The 15989-nt window shown below is 68.2% G+C and carries 13 protein-coding genes and 1 riboswitch; of the genes, 9 read left to right on the top strand and 4 right to left on the bottom strand.

Going from position 1 to position 15989, the window contains the following annotated elements; genetic code table 11:
• Positions 1-7: 7 nt before the first annotated feature.
• Together pglX and brxL are read left to right on the top strand one after the other, a co-directional pair.
• Positions 8-3454 (top strand): BREX-1 system adenine-specific DNA-methyltransferase PglX, encoded by a 3447-nt coding sequence (gene pglX / locus ABIB53_RS00885; protein WP_502914612.1) that lies wholly within the window; start codon positions 8-10, stop codon positions 3452-3454.
• Complete coding sequence (gene brxL, locus ABIB53_RS00880) at positions 3451-5661, top strand: BREX system Lon protease-like protein BrxL (RefSeq protein WP_354586742.1); 2211 nt, start codon at positions 3451-3453, stop codon at positions 5659-5661. The genes pglX and brxL overlap by 4 nt, the downstream gene beginning before the upstream one ends.
• Positions 5662-5770: 109 nt before the next feature.
• Here the strand turns inward: brxL and ABIB53_RS00875 are convergent, their stop codons facing one another.
• The 3 genes from ABIB53_RS00875 to ABIB53_RS00865 form a co-directional block, all read right to left on the bottom strand.
• A complete protein-coding gene (locus ABIB53_RS00875) occupies positions 5771-7156 on the bottom strand; it encodes an SPFH domain-containing protein (RefSeq protein WP_224767019.1) in 1386 nt (461 codons plus the stop codon).
• A complete protein-coding gene (locus ABIB53_RS00870) occupies positions 7153-8874 on the bottom strand; it encodes an SPFH domain-containing protein (protein ID WP_354586740.1) in 1722 nt (573 codons plus the stop codon). Before ABIB53_RS00870 ends, ABIB53_RS00875 begins: the two co-directional genes overlap by 4 nt.
• Positions 8875-9796: 922 nt before the next feature.
• The gene (locus ABIB53_RS00865; protein WP_354587348.1) at positions 9797-10294 is read right to left on the bottom strand and encodes an RHS repeat-associated core domain-containing protein; all 498 of its coding nucleotides are present in this window, start codon (positions 10292-10294) and stop codon (positions 9797-9799) included.
• On the opposite strand from ABIB53_RS00865, the gene ABIB53_RS00860 reads away from it, so the two are divergent.
• Both ABIB53_RS00860 and ABIB53_RS00855 read left to right on the top strand, forming a co-directional pair.
• Positions 10293-10916 (top strand): LON peptidase substrate-binding domain-containing protein, encoded by a 624-nt coding sequence (locus ABIB53_RS00860; RefSeq protein ID WP_354586739.1) that lies wholly within the window; start codon positions 10293-10295, stop codon positions 10914-10916. The two genes, ABIB53_RS00865 and ABIB53_RS00860, sit on opposite strands and share 2 nt — an antisense overlap.
• Before the next feature lie 75 nt (positions 10917-10991).
• The gene (locus tag ABIB53_RS00855) at positions 10992-11822 is read left to right on the top strand and encodes an SDR family NAD(P)-dependent oxidoreductase (RefSeq protein ID WP_354586738.1); all 831 of its coding nucleotides are present in this window, start codon (positions 10992-10994) and stop codon (positions 11820-11822) included.
• An 89-nt stretch (positions 11823-11911) separates the two neighbouring features.
• Here the strand turns inward: ABIB53_RS00855 and ABIB53_RS00850 are convergent, their stop codons facing one another.
• Positions 11912-12223 carry a hypothetical protein gene (locus tag ABIB53_RS00850; protein WP_354586737.1) on the bottom strand — a complete coding sequence of 104 codons (312 nt, stop codon included), beginning with the start codon at positions 12221-12223 and terminating at the stop codon, positions 11912-11914.
• A 115-nt stretch (positions 12224-12338) separates the two neighbouring features.
• Positions 12339-12434: riboswitch (TPP riboswitch) on the top strand.
• On the opposite strand from ABIB53_RS00850, the gene thiM reads away from it, so the two are divergent.
• From thiM to ABIB53_RS00825, 5 genes are all read left to right on the top strand, one after another.
• The gene (gene thiM, locus ABIB53_RS00845) at positions 12426-13250 is read left to right on the top strand and encodes a hydroxyethylthiazole kinase (RefSeq protein WP_354586736.1); all 825 of its coding nucleotides are present in this window, start codon (positions 12426-12428) and stop codon (positions 13248-13250) included. It overlaps the preceding riboswitch by 9 nt.
• Entirely contained in the window at positions 13244-13897 is a 654-nt protein-coding gene (thiE, locus tag ABIB53_RS00840) for a thiamine phosphate synthase (protein WP_354586734.1), read from the top strand. The genes thiM and thiE overlap by 7 nt, the downstream gene beginning before the upstream one ends.
• Entirely contained in the window at positions 13894-14709 is an 816-nt protein-coding gene (gene thiD, locus ABIB53_RS00835) for a bifunctional hydroxymethylpyrimidine kinase/phosphomethylpyrimidine kinase (RefSeq protein WP_191564747.1), read from the top strand. Before thiE ends, thiD begins: the two co-directional genes overlap by 4 nt.
• Positions 14710-14767: 58 nt before the next feature.
• On the top strand, positions 14768-15544 hold the full coding sequence (locus ABIB53_RS00830) for a hypothetical protein (RefSeq protein ID WP_354586733.1): 777 nt from the start codon (positions 14768-14770) through the stop codon (positions 15542-15544).
• A gap of 77 nt (positions 15545-15621) precedes the next feature.
• Positions 15622-15981, top strand: coding sequence for a hypothetical protein (locus ABIB53_RS00825; protein WP_148041620.1), 360 nt, complete (start codon positions 15622-15624; stop codon positions 15979-15981).
• Positions 15982-15989 lie beyond the last annotated feature (8 nt).

Here is a 15989-nt window from a genome sequence, read left to right as displayed (position 1 = left end):
GGCCGGCATGGAGACTGCACAGTTGAAGAACTTCGCGACGTGGGCTCGTAAGGGGTTGATCCGTGAGGTCACCGCGCGCATCGCCGCGGTGCTGGCGTCCGGATCGTCGGAGCGGGTGGAACGGGCGAGGGCGGTGGCCGCCTTGGAGAAGGCAGTCACGGCTGCCGGTGGTGGGGACAAGGGTCGCGCTGCGGTGGCCGACAGGGTCGCCTACACCTGGTTCAACCGGATCGTCGCGCTCCGCTTCATGGACGCGAACGGCTATACGGGGATCGGCGTTGTGTCGCCTCTGGCAGGAGTGGAGGTGGGTCAGCCCGAGATCCTCGCCGAGGCCAAGCGCGGCGTCATTGACGCCGACGTTGTCAGGGACGCGACCCGTAAGGCCGTTGCCGGCTTGCTGGACGGCACGCGCGCGAGTGGTGACCCGCAGGGTGAGGCGTACGCCCTGCTGTTGGCGGACTACTGCCGTTACTGGAACAAGGCCATGCCGTTCATGTTCGAGCGCGAGGGTGACTTCACCGAGCTGCTGATCCCAGCCAACCTGCTCGCCGACGACTCTGTGCTCAACCGCTCCGTCAAGGTGCTGACCGAGGCCGTGTGCAAGGACGTTGAGGTCATCGGCTGGCTCTACCAGTTCTACCTCTCGGAGCGGAAGGACGAGGTCTTCGCGGGGTTCAAGAAGAACAAGAAGGCCGGCGCGGACGAGATCCCCGCAGCGACCCAGCTCTTCACCCCGCACTGGATCGTCCGGTACCTCGTCGAGAACTCCCTCGGCCGGCTGTGGATGCTCAACCGCCCGAACTCGGGCCTGGCCAGCCAGATGGACTACTACATCGCCCCGGTCGAGGAGGAGACCGACTTCCTCAAGATCGCCAAGCCAGAGGACCTGAAGGTCATCGACCCCGCCTGCGGCTCCGGCCACATGCTGACCTATGCGTTCGACCTGCTCTACGCAATCTACGAGGAGGAGGGCTACGGCCCCGGCGAGATCCCTGGCCTGATCCTCACTCACAACCTGTACGGCACCGAGATCGACCCGCGCGCCGGCGCGCTTGCCGCGTTCGCCTTGACGATGAAGGCTCGCGGCAAGCAGCGCACCTTCTTCAACAAGACGGTCGAGCCGAACGTCTGCGTGATCGAGCCGATCACCTTCAGTCCCGAGGAGTTGGCCTTCCTCGTCACGAAGGATGGCGACCGTCACGCGGAGGAGGCGTTCTGGAACCAGTTCGCCGAGGCTGACACCTGTGGAGCATTGATTCAGCCCGATCCCGCTCTGACCGCGAGGCTAGAGGCTCACCTCGCAACCCTCGACGACGGCGGTGACCTTTTGGTGGCTGACGCGATCGAATGGGCTCACCGCGTGGTCTGGCAGGCGACTGTGTTGTCTCAGCGCTACCACGTGGCCGTAGCAAATCCGCCTTATATGGGCCAGCGGAATGCCTCCGAACTTCTCCAGTCCTTCCTCAAGGTTCGGTATCCGAGCGCGAAGGCCGATCTCTACGCTGCCTTTATCGCGCGGCTACTGGGACTTGTTGCGTCCCGTGGCTATATCTCGATGATCACGATGCAGTCGTGGATGTCGCTGACGACGTACGAAGGACTTCGCGCTGGCATCCTTGCCGATTCCGAATTGGTCACCCTCGCCCACCTCGGGACGGGTGCGTTTGACAGCATCGGTGGCGAGGTCGTTTCGACCGTCGCCTTCGTCCTTGAGTCCGGCGCAGCGACAAAGGTTGCAACGTTCGTTCGGCTCACGGACCTTAGTACCGAGGCTCAGAAGTCTGAAGCACTCCGGACGGCCGCAGCTGGGGATGGTGGCGAGCGCACGTTCCTGGTCGAGGCAGATTCGTTCGCTTCCATCCCGGGAAGCCCGTTCGCGTATTGGCTTCCTGAAGCAGCTCGCAGAGCGTTTGTGGACTTGCCCGCGCTCGGCGAGATTGCCTCGCCTCGTGTCGGAATGCAGACGTCAAACAATGCCAAGTTCCTCCGTTCGTGGTGGGAGGTATCGGCGTCTGAAGCGCTGGCACCTCTCGCCGCCGGCTCGAAATGGATCACCTATATCAAGGGCGGCCCATTCCGGCGCTGGTACGGCAACGTTGAGCTCGTGCTCCACTACAACGGACAGCCAAGCCACGTCCTGAGCCAGCGGAACGCAACCATCCTTCCGATCGACCGAGGGATGGCTCCGAAGGTCACGTGGACGGATCTGACAAGCGGAGACTTCAGCGCGCGCCTTGCGCCACATGGCAGTTTCCATGATATTTCTGGCCATTGCTTCTACCCAGAATCTGGAGACATCGAGTGGGTACTGGGATTCGCTAACTCTCGGGTGTTCCAGATGTACCTCTCGGTGCTCAACTCAACAATGCACGCTCAAGTGGGTGACGTGGCAAGGATTCCGGTCACCGAATTTGACCGCCAAGAGATGGCGCGCCTTGCGGCGCGTGCGGTCGAGCTGTCTCGGCACGACTTCGACAGGTCCGAGACCTCGTCGGGCTTCGTCGGTAACGAACTCGTTGGCCTGGCGGGCGTCAGCCAGCCCGCTCGCAGTCTCTTTCGGACGCTTGTTAGGCAGTGGGATGAGGACACGGATGAGTTGCGCCGAATTGAAGAGGCGGTGGACTCTTTGGCCGACCCTGACGGAATCTCTGACTGGTTCCGGAAGGCCGACCGCGATCGCGTGGTTTCACTCGCGGTAAACCCAGCTCATTCCTTCCCCCGAGCAGGTGGAGCCGCGGCGTTGGGCGCCCGGACGACCTCGGTAGTGGCGGACCTTGTCTCCTACGGAGTGGGCTGCATGTTTGGGCGCTACAGCCTCGATGAGCCGGGGCTGATCCTTGCTGATCAGGGTGCGACCTTGCAGGACTATCTGTCGAAGGTTCCGGTGCCGACATTCATGCCGGATGCGGACAACGTCATCCCAATCGTCGACGGGGACTGGTTCGAGGACGACATCGTCGAGCGGTTCCGCCAGTTCCTTCGCACGGCGTTCGGGGAGCAGCACTTCGAGGAGAATCTGCGCTTCGTCACCGAGTCGCTGGGCGTGAAGAACCTCCGCGATTACTTCGTGAAGTCCTTCTACAAGGATCACGTCCAGCGCTACAAGAAGCGGCCGATCTACTGGCTGTTCTCCAGCCCCAGGGGCTCGTTCAACGCGCTCATCTACATGCACCGCTACACGCAGTCCACCGTGTCCACCGTGCTCAACGAGTACCTGCGTGAGTTCCAGGCGAAGCTCAAGGCCAGCCTTGAGCACGCCGAGCGCTCCAACAACGCGAAGGAAGCCGACCGCCTTCGCGCGATCTTGCTGGAGCTCAATGAGTACGAGCACGACGTGCTCTATCCGCTGGCTTCGCAGAACATCGCGATCGACCTTGATGACGGGGTGAAGACGAACTACCCGAAGTTCGGTACCGCCCTCAAGAAGATCCCCGGCCTGGAGGCAACCGAATGAGCGAGAAGCAGGACCTCGAAGACCGCCCCGATGGCCTCGTGAGCGAGGAAGCGACGGATCAGACCCCGGAGCAGACAGCCCTCGACACGAAGATCAACCGGCACTTCGCTGGCGTGGTTGTTCGCAAAGACCTGGTCAAGGCAGTCAAGGGCAACGCGATCGTGCCCTCGTACGTCTTGGAGTACCTGCTCGGCCAGTACGCCGCCTCCGACGACGAGGCCACCATCCAGGCCGGCATTGGCTCGGTCCGTCAGATCCTCGCCGACCACTACGTTCACCGGAACCAGTCGGAGTTGGTGAAGTCGACCATTCGCGAGCGCGGTCGTTACAAGATCATCGACAAGGTCACCGTCTCGCTCAACGACAAGGACGACCGTTACGAAGCGGAGTTCTCCAACCTCGGCATCAAGGGCGTGATCGTGGAGTCGGCCACCGTCAACGCACACCCCAAGCTGCTCGTCGGGGGCGTCTGGTGCATCTGCGACATCGACTACTTCCACTTCGACGATGCCCGCGTGGTGCCCTGGCAACTCGGATCGCTGAAGCCGATTCAGCTGTCCAACTTCGACTTCGACAGCTACACCTCTGCGAGGCGCGAGTTCACCACCGATGAGTGGATTGATCTACTGATCCAGTCCATCGGATTCAACCCCGAGCTATTCGGCCGACGCGCCAAGCTGATCCAGCTCGTTCGGCTAATACCCTTCGTCGAGCGCAACTACAATTTGGTCGAGCTCGGCCCCAAGGGAACAGGCAAGTCGCACATCTTCTCAGAGTTCTCTCCGCACGGCATGCTGATCTCTGGTGGAGAGGTCACCGTCCCCAAGCTCTTCGTCAACAACTCCAACGGCCGCATCGGGTTGGTCGGCTACTGGGATGTCGTGGCCTTCGACGAGTTCGCGGGCAAGAAGAAGCGCACTGACAAGGCGCTCGTCGACATCATGAAGAACTACATGGCGAACAAGTCGTTCTCCCGCGGTGTGGAAACCTTGGGCGCCGAGGCATCGATGGTCTTCGTGGGCAACACCTCCCACAACGTGCCACACATGCTCAAGCACTCCGACCTGTTCGATGAGCTGCCCGAGAGCTACCACGACTCGGCGTACCTCGACCGCCTGCACTTCTACATTCCGGGCTGGGAAGTCGACACGATCCGCGGCGAGATGTTCGCGGACGGGTATGGGTTCGTCGTCGACTACATCGCCGAAGTGCTCAAGTCGATGCGGAACGCCGACTACTCCGACCGCTACCAGGAGCACTTCACGCTCGGCTCCGACATTTCCACGCGTGACCGCGATGGCATCCACAAGACGTTCTCGGGCCTGATGAAGATCATCTGCCCGCATGGGGAGGCCACGAGGGACGAGATCGAGGAGATCCTTCGGTTCGCCGTCGAGGGGCGAAAGCGGGTCAAGGACCAGATCCTGCGCATCGACACCACCATGGCCGACGTGAAGTTCGGTTACCTCGACAAGCGCGGCGAGTGGCACGCAGTAACGACCTTGGAGGAAGACGAGTACCCCGCGTACTACCACCAGAGCCGTCCCGACCATGGCGAGGGCGACACGACGGACGCCAGCGCACCTGGCGGGGGAGAGGCCGAGATTTCGGCCCCCGGCGAGGACGCCGCCAGCCCCGAGCCACTCTTCGAGGGCCATCGCGAGTTCCAAGAGAACCAGCGTGGCGTCTCCTACGAAACGCTCCTGTTGCCGTATCTCGCCGGGGCCTCCGAGATCACAATCGTCGATCCGTACATCCGGCAGTTCCACCAAGCCCGCAACCTCATGGAGCTGATCGAGGCGCTGGCCCTCGCGAAGGACCCGGCAGATGAGCTGAAGGTCTTCCTCGTGACGAGCGAGAACACCGACGGTCCGGAGAAGCTACAGAAGCAGATCGAGTTCCTCCTCCGCGTCAAGCAAGCCGCTGCGGTTGCCGGCATCACGCTCGACGTGAAGTTCGATGACACGATCCACGACCGCTCCATCGTTTCCAATTCCGGCTGGCGCATCAATCTTGGACGGGGCCTAGACGTCTTCCAGTACGTCTCGAGCGATGCATTCGACCTCGCAGCGAGGCTCCAGCATTACCGTCAAACGAAAGGCTTCGGAGTGACCTATATTCGCGAGCAGAGGGCAGAGGGCTCGGCAGCGATCGGGCGCTCGCCTGCGGCCAATGTCAACGACCGGAAAGCCACGGCGCAGGAGTGACGCCCTAGGCGCACGGCTGTCGTGGCCTGCTGAGTCCAGAAGCCCCGACGCAGCCAGAGAAGAGCCCGCCAGTCCTCTCGGACCGGGGGGCTCTCGTGCGCGGGTGGGGTCAGGCGTCCCCCTTCGCACCCTTCCCGGCACGCTGGACGAGGCCAGCAGCGGCCTCGCCGGCGGCCTGCTGGACCCTGCGGGCGCTCGGCGGCGGGGGCGTCGCAGCCGACCGCGAGCCGTTGCCGTTCGCCGAGAGCGAAGGGAGGAGCTGGGCCATGAGCAGCGTCGACAGCGCAGAGCTGTCCCCGCCAGACCCGTCCGTCTGCACGATGACCGGGCGGGGCGCCTGCTCGGCGAGAGCGGCACCGACGTCCAGCCGGCGACGGGCGAGCTCGTACCCGAGCACCGCGCGGTTGTCGCGGTAGGCCGTGGCGAGCTGCTCCTGGGCCTTCGCCTCGCCCTGTGCCGCGACGAGGTTGGTACGGGCGCGCGTCTCGATCTCGTAGCGCACCTTCTGCGCCTCAGTCTCGCGCTCCTCGAGCATCTGCGCGACGTCCTTGCGCGCCTTGTTCAGCGACGCCTGGACCTCGACGATCTTCGCGTCCCGGACCTTCTTGCTGCGCTCGATCTCCATGAGCAGCGTGTCGATCCGACGCTTGCGGGTGAGCTCCCACTCCTTCTCGTACGCGACGAGCTCCTTGGCCACGCGCTCGCGCGTCGCGAGGTGCTCGCGGTACTGGTCGGGCAGCTGCACGTCGGGGATGTTGCAGCCCATGATCTGCACGCCGTAGCGCGTCAGCTGACGGTTGAGCAGGTCCTGCATGTCCTTGACGTCGCTGCCGCGCAGGTCGTACGCGCTCTCCGTGCGCACCTGCCGGCTGCGCTGGCGGATCGCGTCCTGCACCGAGTTGCTCAGCACGAGGTCGAAGTTGCCCGCGCCGATCGTCTGCACGAAGCGGATCGCGTCGACGATGCGGAAGCGCAAGAAGAACTCGATCGACTTCAGCGGCACGTTCTCGTGCGTCGGCGAGCTGAGCACCGGTGCGGTGTACGGGATCTCGGTCGTGACGTCGACGACGTACGCGACGCGGGCCCACGGGTGCCACAGGTAGTGGCGGCCGGGGGACAGGCCCGGCCCGGAGATCGCGCCGAACTTCGTCAGCACCCCGACCGTGCCCTCCTCGATCTCGACGATCGAGCTGCGCCACCACCACAGGGCGGCGAGGACGAAGGAGACGAGCGCGACGAAGATCGCCAGCCCGCCGAGACCGCCGTGGTCGACGGTCGTGAGGAGCAGCCCGCTGATGGCGGCCCACAGCCCGAACCACACGAGCGAGGTCCACCGCAGCCCGCGCTGGTCCTTGGGGATGACGACGGGCACGATCGCCCCGCCGTCGCCGCCGCGCAGCAGCCGTGCGACGTCGCCCCACCCGGAGACGGCCTCCTTGATCGAGCTCATCCCGCGGCCGCGCGCGGTCATCGTGTCCATGATCTGCTGGCTCATCGGGTGCCCCCGTCGTCAGTCGTGGCGGGAGTGGTCGGCGCGCCCTGCGGCGTCGCCGGAGGTGAGACCGGGGGACCGGACGGCGGCGAAGGGGGACCGCCCGCGGCCTCTCCCATCTGGGCCGTGACGGCCTCGTCGGTCACCGACTCGCGGATCTTGGCGATGGCCTCCTCGCCCTCGGGGTCGTCGGTGACCTCCGAGGCCGGGAGGATCTCGACGTCGGTCTCCTCGGGCGCCTGCAGCAGGTCGCCGATCTCCCCTTCGCGCTGCGCGACGCGCTCGGCGATGGCGCCGTGTCGCTCGCGGATCGCGGCCATGTCCTCGTCGGAGAAGAGCGCGCTGCCCTGACCGCCGACGAGCTCGCGGGCGATCTTCAGGTAGTCCACGCCGTCGCCCTGGTCGCCGACCCGCACGATCTGCGGCAGCGAGTCCGCGACGCTCTCCATCTTGTCGAGCATGTCCTGCTGGTAGCGGTAGTCGAGGATCTCCGGCGCCTGGGCCGCGCTCAGCGCGCGGATGTCGAGCGCCTGGGCCTCGAGCAGCGCGGCGTTGGCGTTGGCCGTCGACTCCGACTCGACGAAGCGCTGACGGGCCAGCGCGTTCGCGCGGTTCGTCTCGCGCTCGAGCGCCGTGTCCATCTGCGCCTGGTAGCGCGCGATGTCGGCCTGGATCGCCGACAGGCTCTCGTTGAGCGAGGCGAGGTCCTTGTTGAGATCTCCCTCGTTCTGCTCCTTCTTCAGCCCCAGCTCGTAGTCGTAGGTGTACGCCTCCTTCGCGACCCGGATCATCTCCGGCGCCGCGAGGTCCATCCGGTACTCCTGCGCCGAGGGCTCGGCGTGGGTGATGTTCGCCGTCGTCAGCTCGACCGCCGGCTGGAACTGCGCGTTGAGCTGCTCGAGCAGCCGCGCGGTGCTCTCGCCGACGAGGTCGTAGATGCCGCTGGCCTCCTGGTCGTAGATGAGCGAGCGCGTCGTCTCCGAGATCGCGTTGTTCAGCTTGTCCTGGAAGCCCTGGACGGCGCCGAGGACGAAGACGAACTCGCGCGCGTTGGCGATGCGGAACTGGAGGAAGAGGTCGACGCTCGCCTGCACGCCCGACTTCGTCGGGGCCTCGCGGATCGGGGCGTTGAAGGGGTACTCCCGCGTCGTGTTGACGATGTAGGAGACCCGCTTCCACGGGTTGAGCAGGGTGACGCGGCCCGGGCCGACCTCGGCCTCGACCTTGCCGAAGCGGCTGATGAGCGCGGTGCACCCCTCGGGGACCATGACCATGCCCTGGCGCCACCACATGAAGGCGGCGAGCAGGAGCACGAGCAGCCAGTAGTGCGGCCCGAAGATGCCGAGCACGAGCCCGTCGAAGGGCAGCAGCACGATGCTGCCGGCGATGCCGAGCAGCGCGAGGGCGATGACCGGGAGCATCGCGCGCAGGCGGCGCCCCTTCGGCATGACCATCGGCGTGATGACGTGGACCGGGCCGGCCGCGCCGGCCTCGTAGTGGCTGCGGCTCAGCGCCTCGGCGGCGTCGTCGAGGCTCACCGAGGCCGAGGTGATGCGCGTGCCGGCCGACGCCCCTTCGCCCCGGGCCGCCGGGAAGTCCGCGGCGTTGAGGTCGAAGCCGTCACCACCCCCGCCCGCGGCACGGCCGACGGCCTGCCGGACCCCTGCGTTGCCGGCTGCCTGCCGGGCCATGTCCATGAACTGCTGCGGTGCGTTGCTCAAACCGTCTCCCCTGAAGGCGGTGGTGGGCTGGTTGCGCCCTACCCAACCACACGGCGACCCCGTCGGTGGTGGAGGTGCGAGGGCCCTCAGGGCCGGAGCCTCGAGACCACGACACCCAGGGGGCACCCGTTGTCGGCGACGCGTTCGCGGGATCTCGAACTCCACCGTCTCGCCTCGGGCCACCTTCCCGACTTCGCGACCGTTGATGTGGGAACGCGTCACTCGCACGATGACGGCCACGGAAGCGTCGTTCCACCCGGACGTGCTTGACGCATTGAGGTCGACCAGGCTGCATTTAGGCGCTTAGCTTATGACTCTGCTGAGCACCCGACGGGCTTACCTGGTCTTCCTGTCATCAGCGCTCACGCCGGCGGCTCGGTAAGGATCTCCGGGGCGCAGGCCGCGGCCCTCTCTAACTCTTTTCCGGGCGCTACGGGTAGAGAAGATCACCGGGATCAGTGCTAGCAAACTAAGAGCCAAGCCAACCCCACCGAATGTGCGAAGCGTGGCATCCCCTACGAAGAGGAGGACCAGACTGATTGCGGTAGTTAATCCGGACACGATGATGATTTTCTTGCCGCGGGCGAGTCGGAAGTCATCACCGAACTGATCGACGTTCTCCCACTTGTTAGGTGGCGTGGGAGAATTTTCAGGCTGAGGTGTATTCACAGAATTTTCCTACTCCCTCAGGAATAATAGAATGACTGGCCTAGGACTACATTTCAATGTAGTAATTCTGCTTACCGTGGGTTGTTCGGGTCTCGACGTCCCAAGCTGCGAATGGTCAGAACTAGAACCGCCAACGCTGCGACTGCCAGTCCAATCTGAAGTATTGATCTAGTAGCGCCTTCCTCGAGCATTGAAGGAACAGCGAAGATCAATATACCGACAATAACAGCCAGGCCGGGAAGCGCCGCTGACCTCATGCAATACCTCCCTCACCGATTGAAACGCCGGTAATTCCTCCCAGGAAAACGTTAGCAGCGCAACCCCCGAGCCCACCGATGACCGCGCCGCCCACCGGGCCGACTGGGGTCACGGCGCCGACGTAGAAGCCGACGTCGGCGCCGAGAACGCCTCCCGTTCCGCAGGCGCCCACTAGCCCGACAGCATCACTGAATCCTCCGAGGTCGAAAGCGCCGGTGGGGTCGGTCTGATTGGTGGGGTTGCACCCGACGTAGGTGTAGGGCTGGGTCTCGGCGGGCTGGGCTGGGTTAGTGACGCGCTCTACCGGATCGGTCTGGGTCCAGCGGTGCATGCCGGGGTCGTAGTAGCGCAGGCCGATCTTGTAGTTGCCGGTGGTGGCATTGGTGGTGTCGAGCCATTCGCCGGTGTAGCGCCAGTTGACCAGGGGGATGTCGGCGGCGGTGTCGGCGAAGGGGGTGACATCGCACGGCCCGGGGTGCGACGTTGGTCCGATGGACGTGCTGCCGATGTTCCCGCTGGGGACGGCCCTGCTGCCCGGGCAGCCGCTGCCGCTGCAGGTCTTCGAGCCTCGCTACGTGGCGATGCTGCGAGACGTCTCCGGCAGCGACGGGCGCTTCGGCGCGGTGCTCATCGAGCGAGGCTCCGAGGTCGGCGGGGGAGACCGGCGGTTCACGGTCGGCTGCGTGGCGAGCGTCGAGCAGATGGGCCGGCTGCCCGACGGCCGGCTCGTGCTGCTGGCGCGGGGGCACGAGCGTGTCGCGGTCGAGCGGTGGCTGCCCGATGACCCGTACCCGCGGGCCGAGGTGCGTCGCCTGCCGGACCTCTCGTGGTCCGGCGAGGACGACGAGAGGCTCGCCGACACCGAGCGCGTCGTCAGGAGGGCCCTGGCGGTGATGAGCGAGTACAGGTCGCAGGTCTGGCCGGCCGACGTCGAGCTGGCCGACGACCCCGTCGCCCGGGGCTGGCAGCTGGCCTGGCTCTCGCCGGTGGGTTCCCTCGACCAGCTGACGCTGCTGCGCTCGACGTCGCTCCGCGAGCTGCTGGAGACCACGGCGCGGCTGACGAGCGACGCGCTGGAGCTGGTGCACCTTCAGATGCCCGACGACCCGGCCTGAGCTGGGCCGCGGCCGCGGGTCCCCGCCCAGCGACTCTCCCGCACACTGGTGGCACCCCACCTCGAGGAGACCTGGATGGACCGCAAGACCGTCGTCATCACCGGTGCCAGCGACGGCATCGGCGCCGCCGCCGCGCGCGAGCTCGCCGAGCACGGCCACGAGGTCGCCGTCGTCGGGCGCTCGCGGGAGAAGACCGAGGCGGTCGCCGCAGAGGTGGGGGGCACCCCCTTCGTCGCCGACTTCGCCCGCCTCACCGAGGTGCGGGCGCTCGCCGACGCGCTCGGCGCGCAGTACCCGCGGATCGACGTCCTCGCGAACAACGCCGGTGGAGTCCTCGGCAGCCGGCGGCTGACCGAGGACGGCTTCGAGGCGACCTTCCAGGTCAACCACCTCGCGGGCTACCTGCTGACGCGGCTGCTCCTGCCGACCTTCACCGCGAGCCGGGCGAGCGTCGTGCAGACCTCGAGCCTGGCGTCGCGGGTCATGGCGCGCTACGACCCCGACGACCTGCAGCTCGAGCGCGGGTACTCCGAACGCCGCGCCTACGGCAACGCCAAGCTGGCCAACATCCTCTTCACCCGCGAGCTGCAGCGACGGCACGGCGGTGACGGCATCTCCGCCGCGGCCTTCCACCCCGGCATCGTCGGGACGAACTTCGCCAGCGAGTCCTCGGTCGTCATGCGGGCCCTCTACCGCACGCCCCTGTCGAAGGTCCTCATGACCTCTCCGGCGAAGGGCGCCGACCAGCTCGTCTGGCTCGCCGAGGGCGAGCCGGGCACCGACTGGCCGGTGGGCCAGTACTTCGACGGCCGTCGCGTCTCCCGCACCTCCCGGGTGGCCTCGGACGAAGGGGTGGCCGCCCGCCTCTGGGACGAGTCCGCCGCGATGGTCGGCCTCGAGCCGTAGGCCGCGGCCCTTCGCCGGTCGAGACCACCACCCCTTCGATGGTCGAGGTGCGACGGGCGCTCTGCGCCCGAGCCTCGAGACCACCGCCCCTACGCCTCGGCGCGGTCGGCCTTCGCCTCTCTCGCCCGCGCCGCCTCCAGCAGCAGGGCGTGGCTCTCCTGCACCTTCGCGGCGAGGACGAGCAGCCCGTAGACGAGACCTGCGACCCCGGCGAGAGCGAGGATCCCGGGGACGACGAGCTGCGAGGCGGTCGTAGTCATCTCGTCGACGGCGACCTGGGCATAGGCCCACCACCCGCAGGCGAGGACGAGAAGCAGGCCCCCGACGACGATCGGAGCCACGGCGCTGCCGGCCGCGAGCGCCGAGGGCGCGCTCCGGGTCCGGTCGAGAGGGTGCGTCATCGGTGCCTCCAGGCGTGGTCGGTCGGGTCGACGCACCCATCATCGTGCGGACCGCGCCGACCCGCAGCCCGGCAGAGCCGTCCCGCCCGGCGGTGCCGCCCCCTTCGCTATGGTCGTCGCTGACGCGGGGTGCCGCCTTCGGGTGGCTGAGAGCACACCCGTGGAACCTGATCTAGCTCGTACTAGCGAAGGGACGTCACCCATGAGCGTCGCCCTGCCCACCACCGCGCCGAGCGCGCACGACCTCGCCGACTGCTGGTCGCGCCTGCGCGCGGAGTCACCGCTGACCCAGTGCCTGACCAACATCGTCGTCGCACCCTTCACCGCCAACGTCCTGCTCGCCGCGGGAGCGTCGCCGGCCATGGTCGACAACCCGCACGAGGCGGGCCAGCTCGCCGCCGTCGCCGGGGCGGTCCTCGTCAACCTCGGGACCCCGTACGACGACACGGCCGCGGGCGCACGCGAAGGGGTGTCCGCCGCCCTGTCGTCCGGGACCCCATGGGTCCTCGACCCCGTCGCCGTCGGCGGGCTCACCTGGCGCACGGGGCTGGCGCACGAGCTGCTCGCGCTCGGCTCGCCCGCCGTCATCCGGGGCAACGCCTCGGAGGTCCTCGCGCTCGGCGGCGGCAGCGGCGGCCGGGGTGTCGACGCCACCGACGACACCGCGTCCCAGGCCGTCCAGGACGGCGCGGGCACGATCGCCCGCAGGCACCGCTGCGTCGTCGCCGTGAGCGGCGCGGTCGACCACCTCACCGACGGCGAGCGCATGGTGCGGCTCGCTCACGGCGACCCGCTGATGACACGGGTCACCGGTGTCGGGTGCGCGCTCGGCGCCCTCGTCGCGGCGTGCTGCGCGGCGACACCTGACCCGCTCGTCGCCGCAGCGACCGCCACGGCCGCGCTCACCCTCGCCGCCGACACCGCGGCGCAGACCGCGCGCGGGCCGGGCTCTTTCGCCGTCGGGCTGCTCGACGAGCTCGCGGCCCTCACGCCCGACCAGCTCGAGGAGCGGGTGGGGCTGTGCTGACCCGCCCGGTGCTCGACCTCGGCCTCTACCTCGTCACCGACTCGGTGATGACGCAGCGCCACGGGCTCCTCACCACGGTGAGCGCGGCGATCGACGGGGGAGCGAGCGTGGTCCAGCTGCGTGACCCCGACGCCGGTGACGACGAGGTCGTGGCCATGGGCCGGCTCGTGCTCACCGTCACCCGGCCGGCGGGCGTGCCCCTCATCATCAACGACCGCGCCCACCTCGTCGCCGAGATCGGCGCCGACGGCGCCCACATCGGCCAGGGCGACCTCGACGCGGTCGAGGCACGCCGGGTGGTCGGACCGCATGCGTCGCTCGGGCTGTCGTGCGCGCGGGTCGAGGAGGTGGAGCGGGCCGCGACGCTGCCGCCCGGCACCCTCGACTACCTCGGTCTCGGCCCCGTGTGGGCGACCCCGACCAAGCCCGACCACGACCCGGCGGTCGGGCTCGAGGGCCTGCGCGCGCTCGCCGCCGCGAGCCGGCTGCCGAGCGTGGCCATCGGAGGGATCGACGTCGACCGGGCGGCCGAGGTCATGGCCACGGGGGTCGACGGCGTCGCCGTCGTCAGCGCCGTCTGCGCCGCCGACGACCCAGGGGCAGCCGCCGCACGGCTGCGCGCCGTCGTCGACGGGGGTGCGGCATGAGCGTGCCCAACGTCCTGACGATCGCCGGGTCGGACCCGTCCGGCGGCGCCGGGGTCCAGGCCGACCTCAAGACCTTCGGCGCGCTCGGGGCGTACGGCTGCGCCGTCCTCACCTCGCTCACGGCGCAGAGCACGAAGGGGGTGACCGGGGTCCACCACGTACCGGCAGGCTTCGTGCGCGAGCAGGTCGAGACCCTCGTCGACGACGTCGAGCTCGCGGCGACGAAGATCGGGATGCTCGGCTCGGCCGAGGTCGTCGCCGTGGTGGGCGAGCTGGTGCGCAGGGGCAGGCTGGGCGAGGTCGTGCTCGACCCGGTGATGGTGTCCACGGCCGGCTCGCGGCTGCTGGACGAGGACGCCGTCGAGGGCGTGCGGGCCCTGCTGCCCGTCGTCGACCTCGTCACGCCCAACACCGCCGAGGCGGCCGTCCTGCTCGGTCTCACCCCGCACGCTGCGGCGCACGACCTCGACGAGATGCACCGGCACGCGCAGGCGCTGCTCGACCTCGGGGCGGCCCGGGTGCTGCTCAAGGGCGGGCACGTCGCCGGGGATGAGTCGGTCGACCTGCTCGTCGACGGCACCGGGGTGCACGAGCTGTCGGCCCGACGGGTCCCGACACGTCACACCCATGGCACCGGGTGCACGCTGTCGTCGGCGATCGCCGCGCTGCGGCCGCGGGGGGACGCGTGGGCCGAGACCGTGGCACAGGCGAAGGACTGGTTGACCGGCGCGCTCACCCACGCCGACGAGCTCTCCGTCGGTCACGCAGCGGGCCCTGTGCATCACCACTGGGCGCTGTGGCCGCGTGGTTGACTGACGAGGCGGTCGTCGACCGACCCGGTCCGACCGCCACGCGATGACGGGAGTCACCATGGGTTTCCTCGACAAGCTCTTCGGACGGTCCGACCAGACGCAGCAGCACCAGCAGGCGTCGGGAGGCTTCGGGCAGCAGGGGTACGAGCAGCAGGGGTACGGCCAGCAGGGGTACGGCCAGCCCGCTCCGGGGTACGCGCCCGGCCAGCCGGCCCAGGGACAGCAGGTGAGCGACGAGCAGGCGCTCGCCCGCTACCGCTACCTCCTGCGCACGGCCCCGCCCGAGACCATCGAGCAGACGCACGCCGAGGCCTTCGCGCAGCTCACCCCGGAGCAGCGCCAGCAGGTCCTCGCCCAGCTCTCGCAGGACCTGCCGCAGGGCGAGGCGCCGCGCTCGGACGACCCGCGTGACATGGCGCGGGCCGCGACGCGCGCCGAGATGCGCCAGCCCGGCTACCTCCAGTCGAGCCTCGGCGGCATGGGCCGTGGCGGGCGTGGGGGCGTCATGGGCGGCGGCTTCGCGGGGTCGATGCTCGGCACCGTGGCCGGTGTCGTCGTCGGCTCGATGATCGCCAGCGCGATCTTCGACGGCTACGGCGACTCGCCCGAGGCGCAGGAGGCCGGCGACAGCGGCGAGGGCCTGGGGTCCGAGGGTGGCGGCGAGGGCGCCCTGCCCGACGACGGCGGGTCCGGTGACGCCGGTGGGGACGCCGGCGGTGATGCCGGTGGCGACGCAGGCTTCGCGGACGCCGGGTACGACGCCAGCGGTGGGGGCGGCGACTTCGGCGGTGGCGACTTCGGTGGCGGGGACTTCGGCGGTGGCTTCGACTTCTGAGGTCGGGCGCGTCCACTACCGCTGCTGACACCGGCGGAGGATGATCGAGGGACACGACGAAAGGTGTGGTGATGCAGGTGAGCGACGCAGCCATCCGGATCTCGACCGGTGACATCGACCCGGAGCACCTGCGCGGGGCGCAGATCATGCTCGGCGACGTCGAGCTCGGCCGCTTCGACGGAGAGAGCTCGGTGACGTACGACATCCCTGCCGGACGTCACGTGCTCATCATCCGCGAAGGGGTCGGCTGGGTGACGGCGACGAAGCTCGTCGTGCGCCACGGCTACTGCGCCAACCTCCACCTCGCCCGACGGGACGACCCGGACGGCGTCGGCATCTCGCTCATCGGCGCGCACGTGCTCCGACGCGACGGTCAGGAGCCCATCGCCGAGAGCGACGAGCCGGGCGCCGAGCTGCTGCCGCACGACGTGGCCTGACCCGCCGC

It is taken from the genome of Janibacter sp. UYMM211, from assembly GCF_040547045.1.
Lineage (GTDB): Bacteria > Actinomycetota > Actinomycetes > Actinomycetales > Dermatophilaceae > Marihabitans > Marihabitans melonis.
Note: the sequence above shows the minus strand (reverse complement) of the source record. Positions and strands in the feature narration are given on the sequence as shown.

Coding starts and splice junctions, on each gene's coding strand:
- ABIB53_RS00855 (WP_354586738.1), top strand. CDS start 10,992: ATGGACCGCAAGACCGTCGTCATCACCGGTGCCAGCGACGGCATCGGC.
- ABIB53_RS00860 (WP_354586739.1), top strand. CDS start 10,293: ATGGACGTGCTGCCGATGTTCCCGCTGGGGACGGCCCTGCTGCCCGGG.
- ABIB53_RS00850 (WP_354586737.1), bottom strand. CDS start 12,223: ATGACGCACCCTCTCGACCGGACCCGGAGCGCGCCCTCGGCGCTCGCG.
- thiM (WP_354586736.1), top strand. CDS start 12,426: ATGAGCGTCGCCCTGCCCACCACCGCGCCGAGCGCGCACGACCTCGCC.
- pglX (WP_502914612.1), top strand. CDS start 8: ATGGAGACTGCACAGTTGAAGAACTTCGCGACGTGGGCTCGTAAGGGG.
- ABIB53_RS00875 (WP_224767019.1), bottom strand. CDS start 7,156: ATGAGCCAGCAGATCATGGACACGATGACCGCGCGCGGCCGCGGGATG.
- ABIB53_RS00830 (WP_354586733.1), top strand. CDS start 14,768: ATGGGTTTCCTCGACAAGCTCTTCGGACGGTCCGACCAGACGCAGCAG.
- brxL (WP_354586742.1), top strand. CDS start 3,451: ATGAGCGAGAAGCAGGACCTCGAAGACCGCCCCGATGGCCTCGTGAGC.
- thiD (WP_191564747.1), top strand. CDS start 13,894: ATGAGCGTGCCCAACGTCCTGACGATCGCCGGGTCGGACCCGTCCGGC.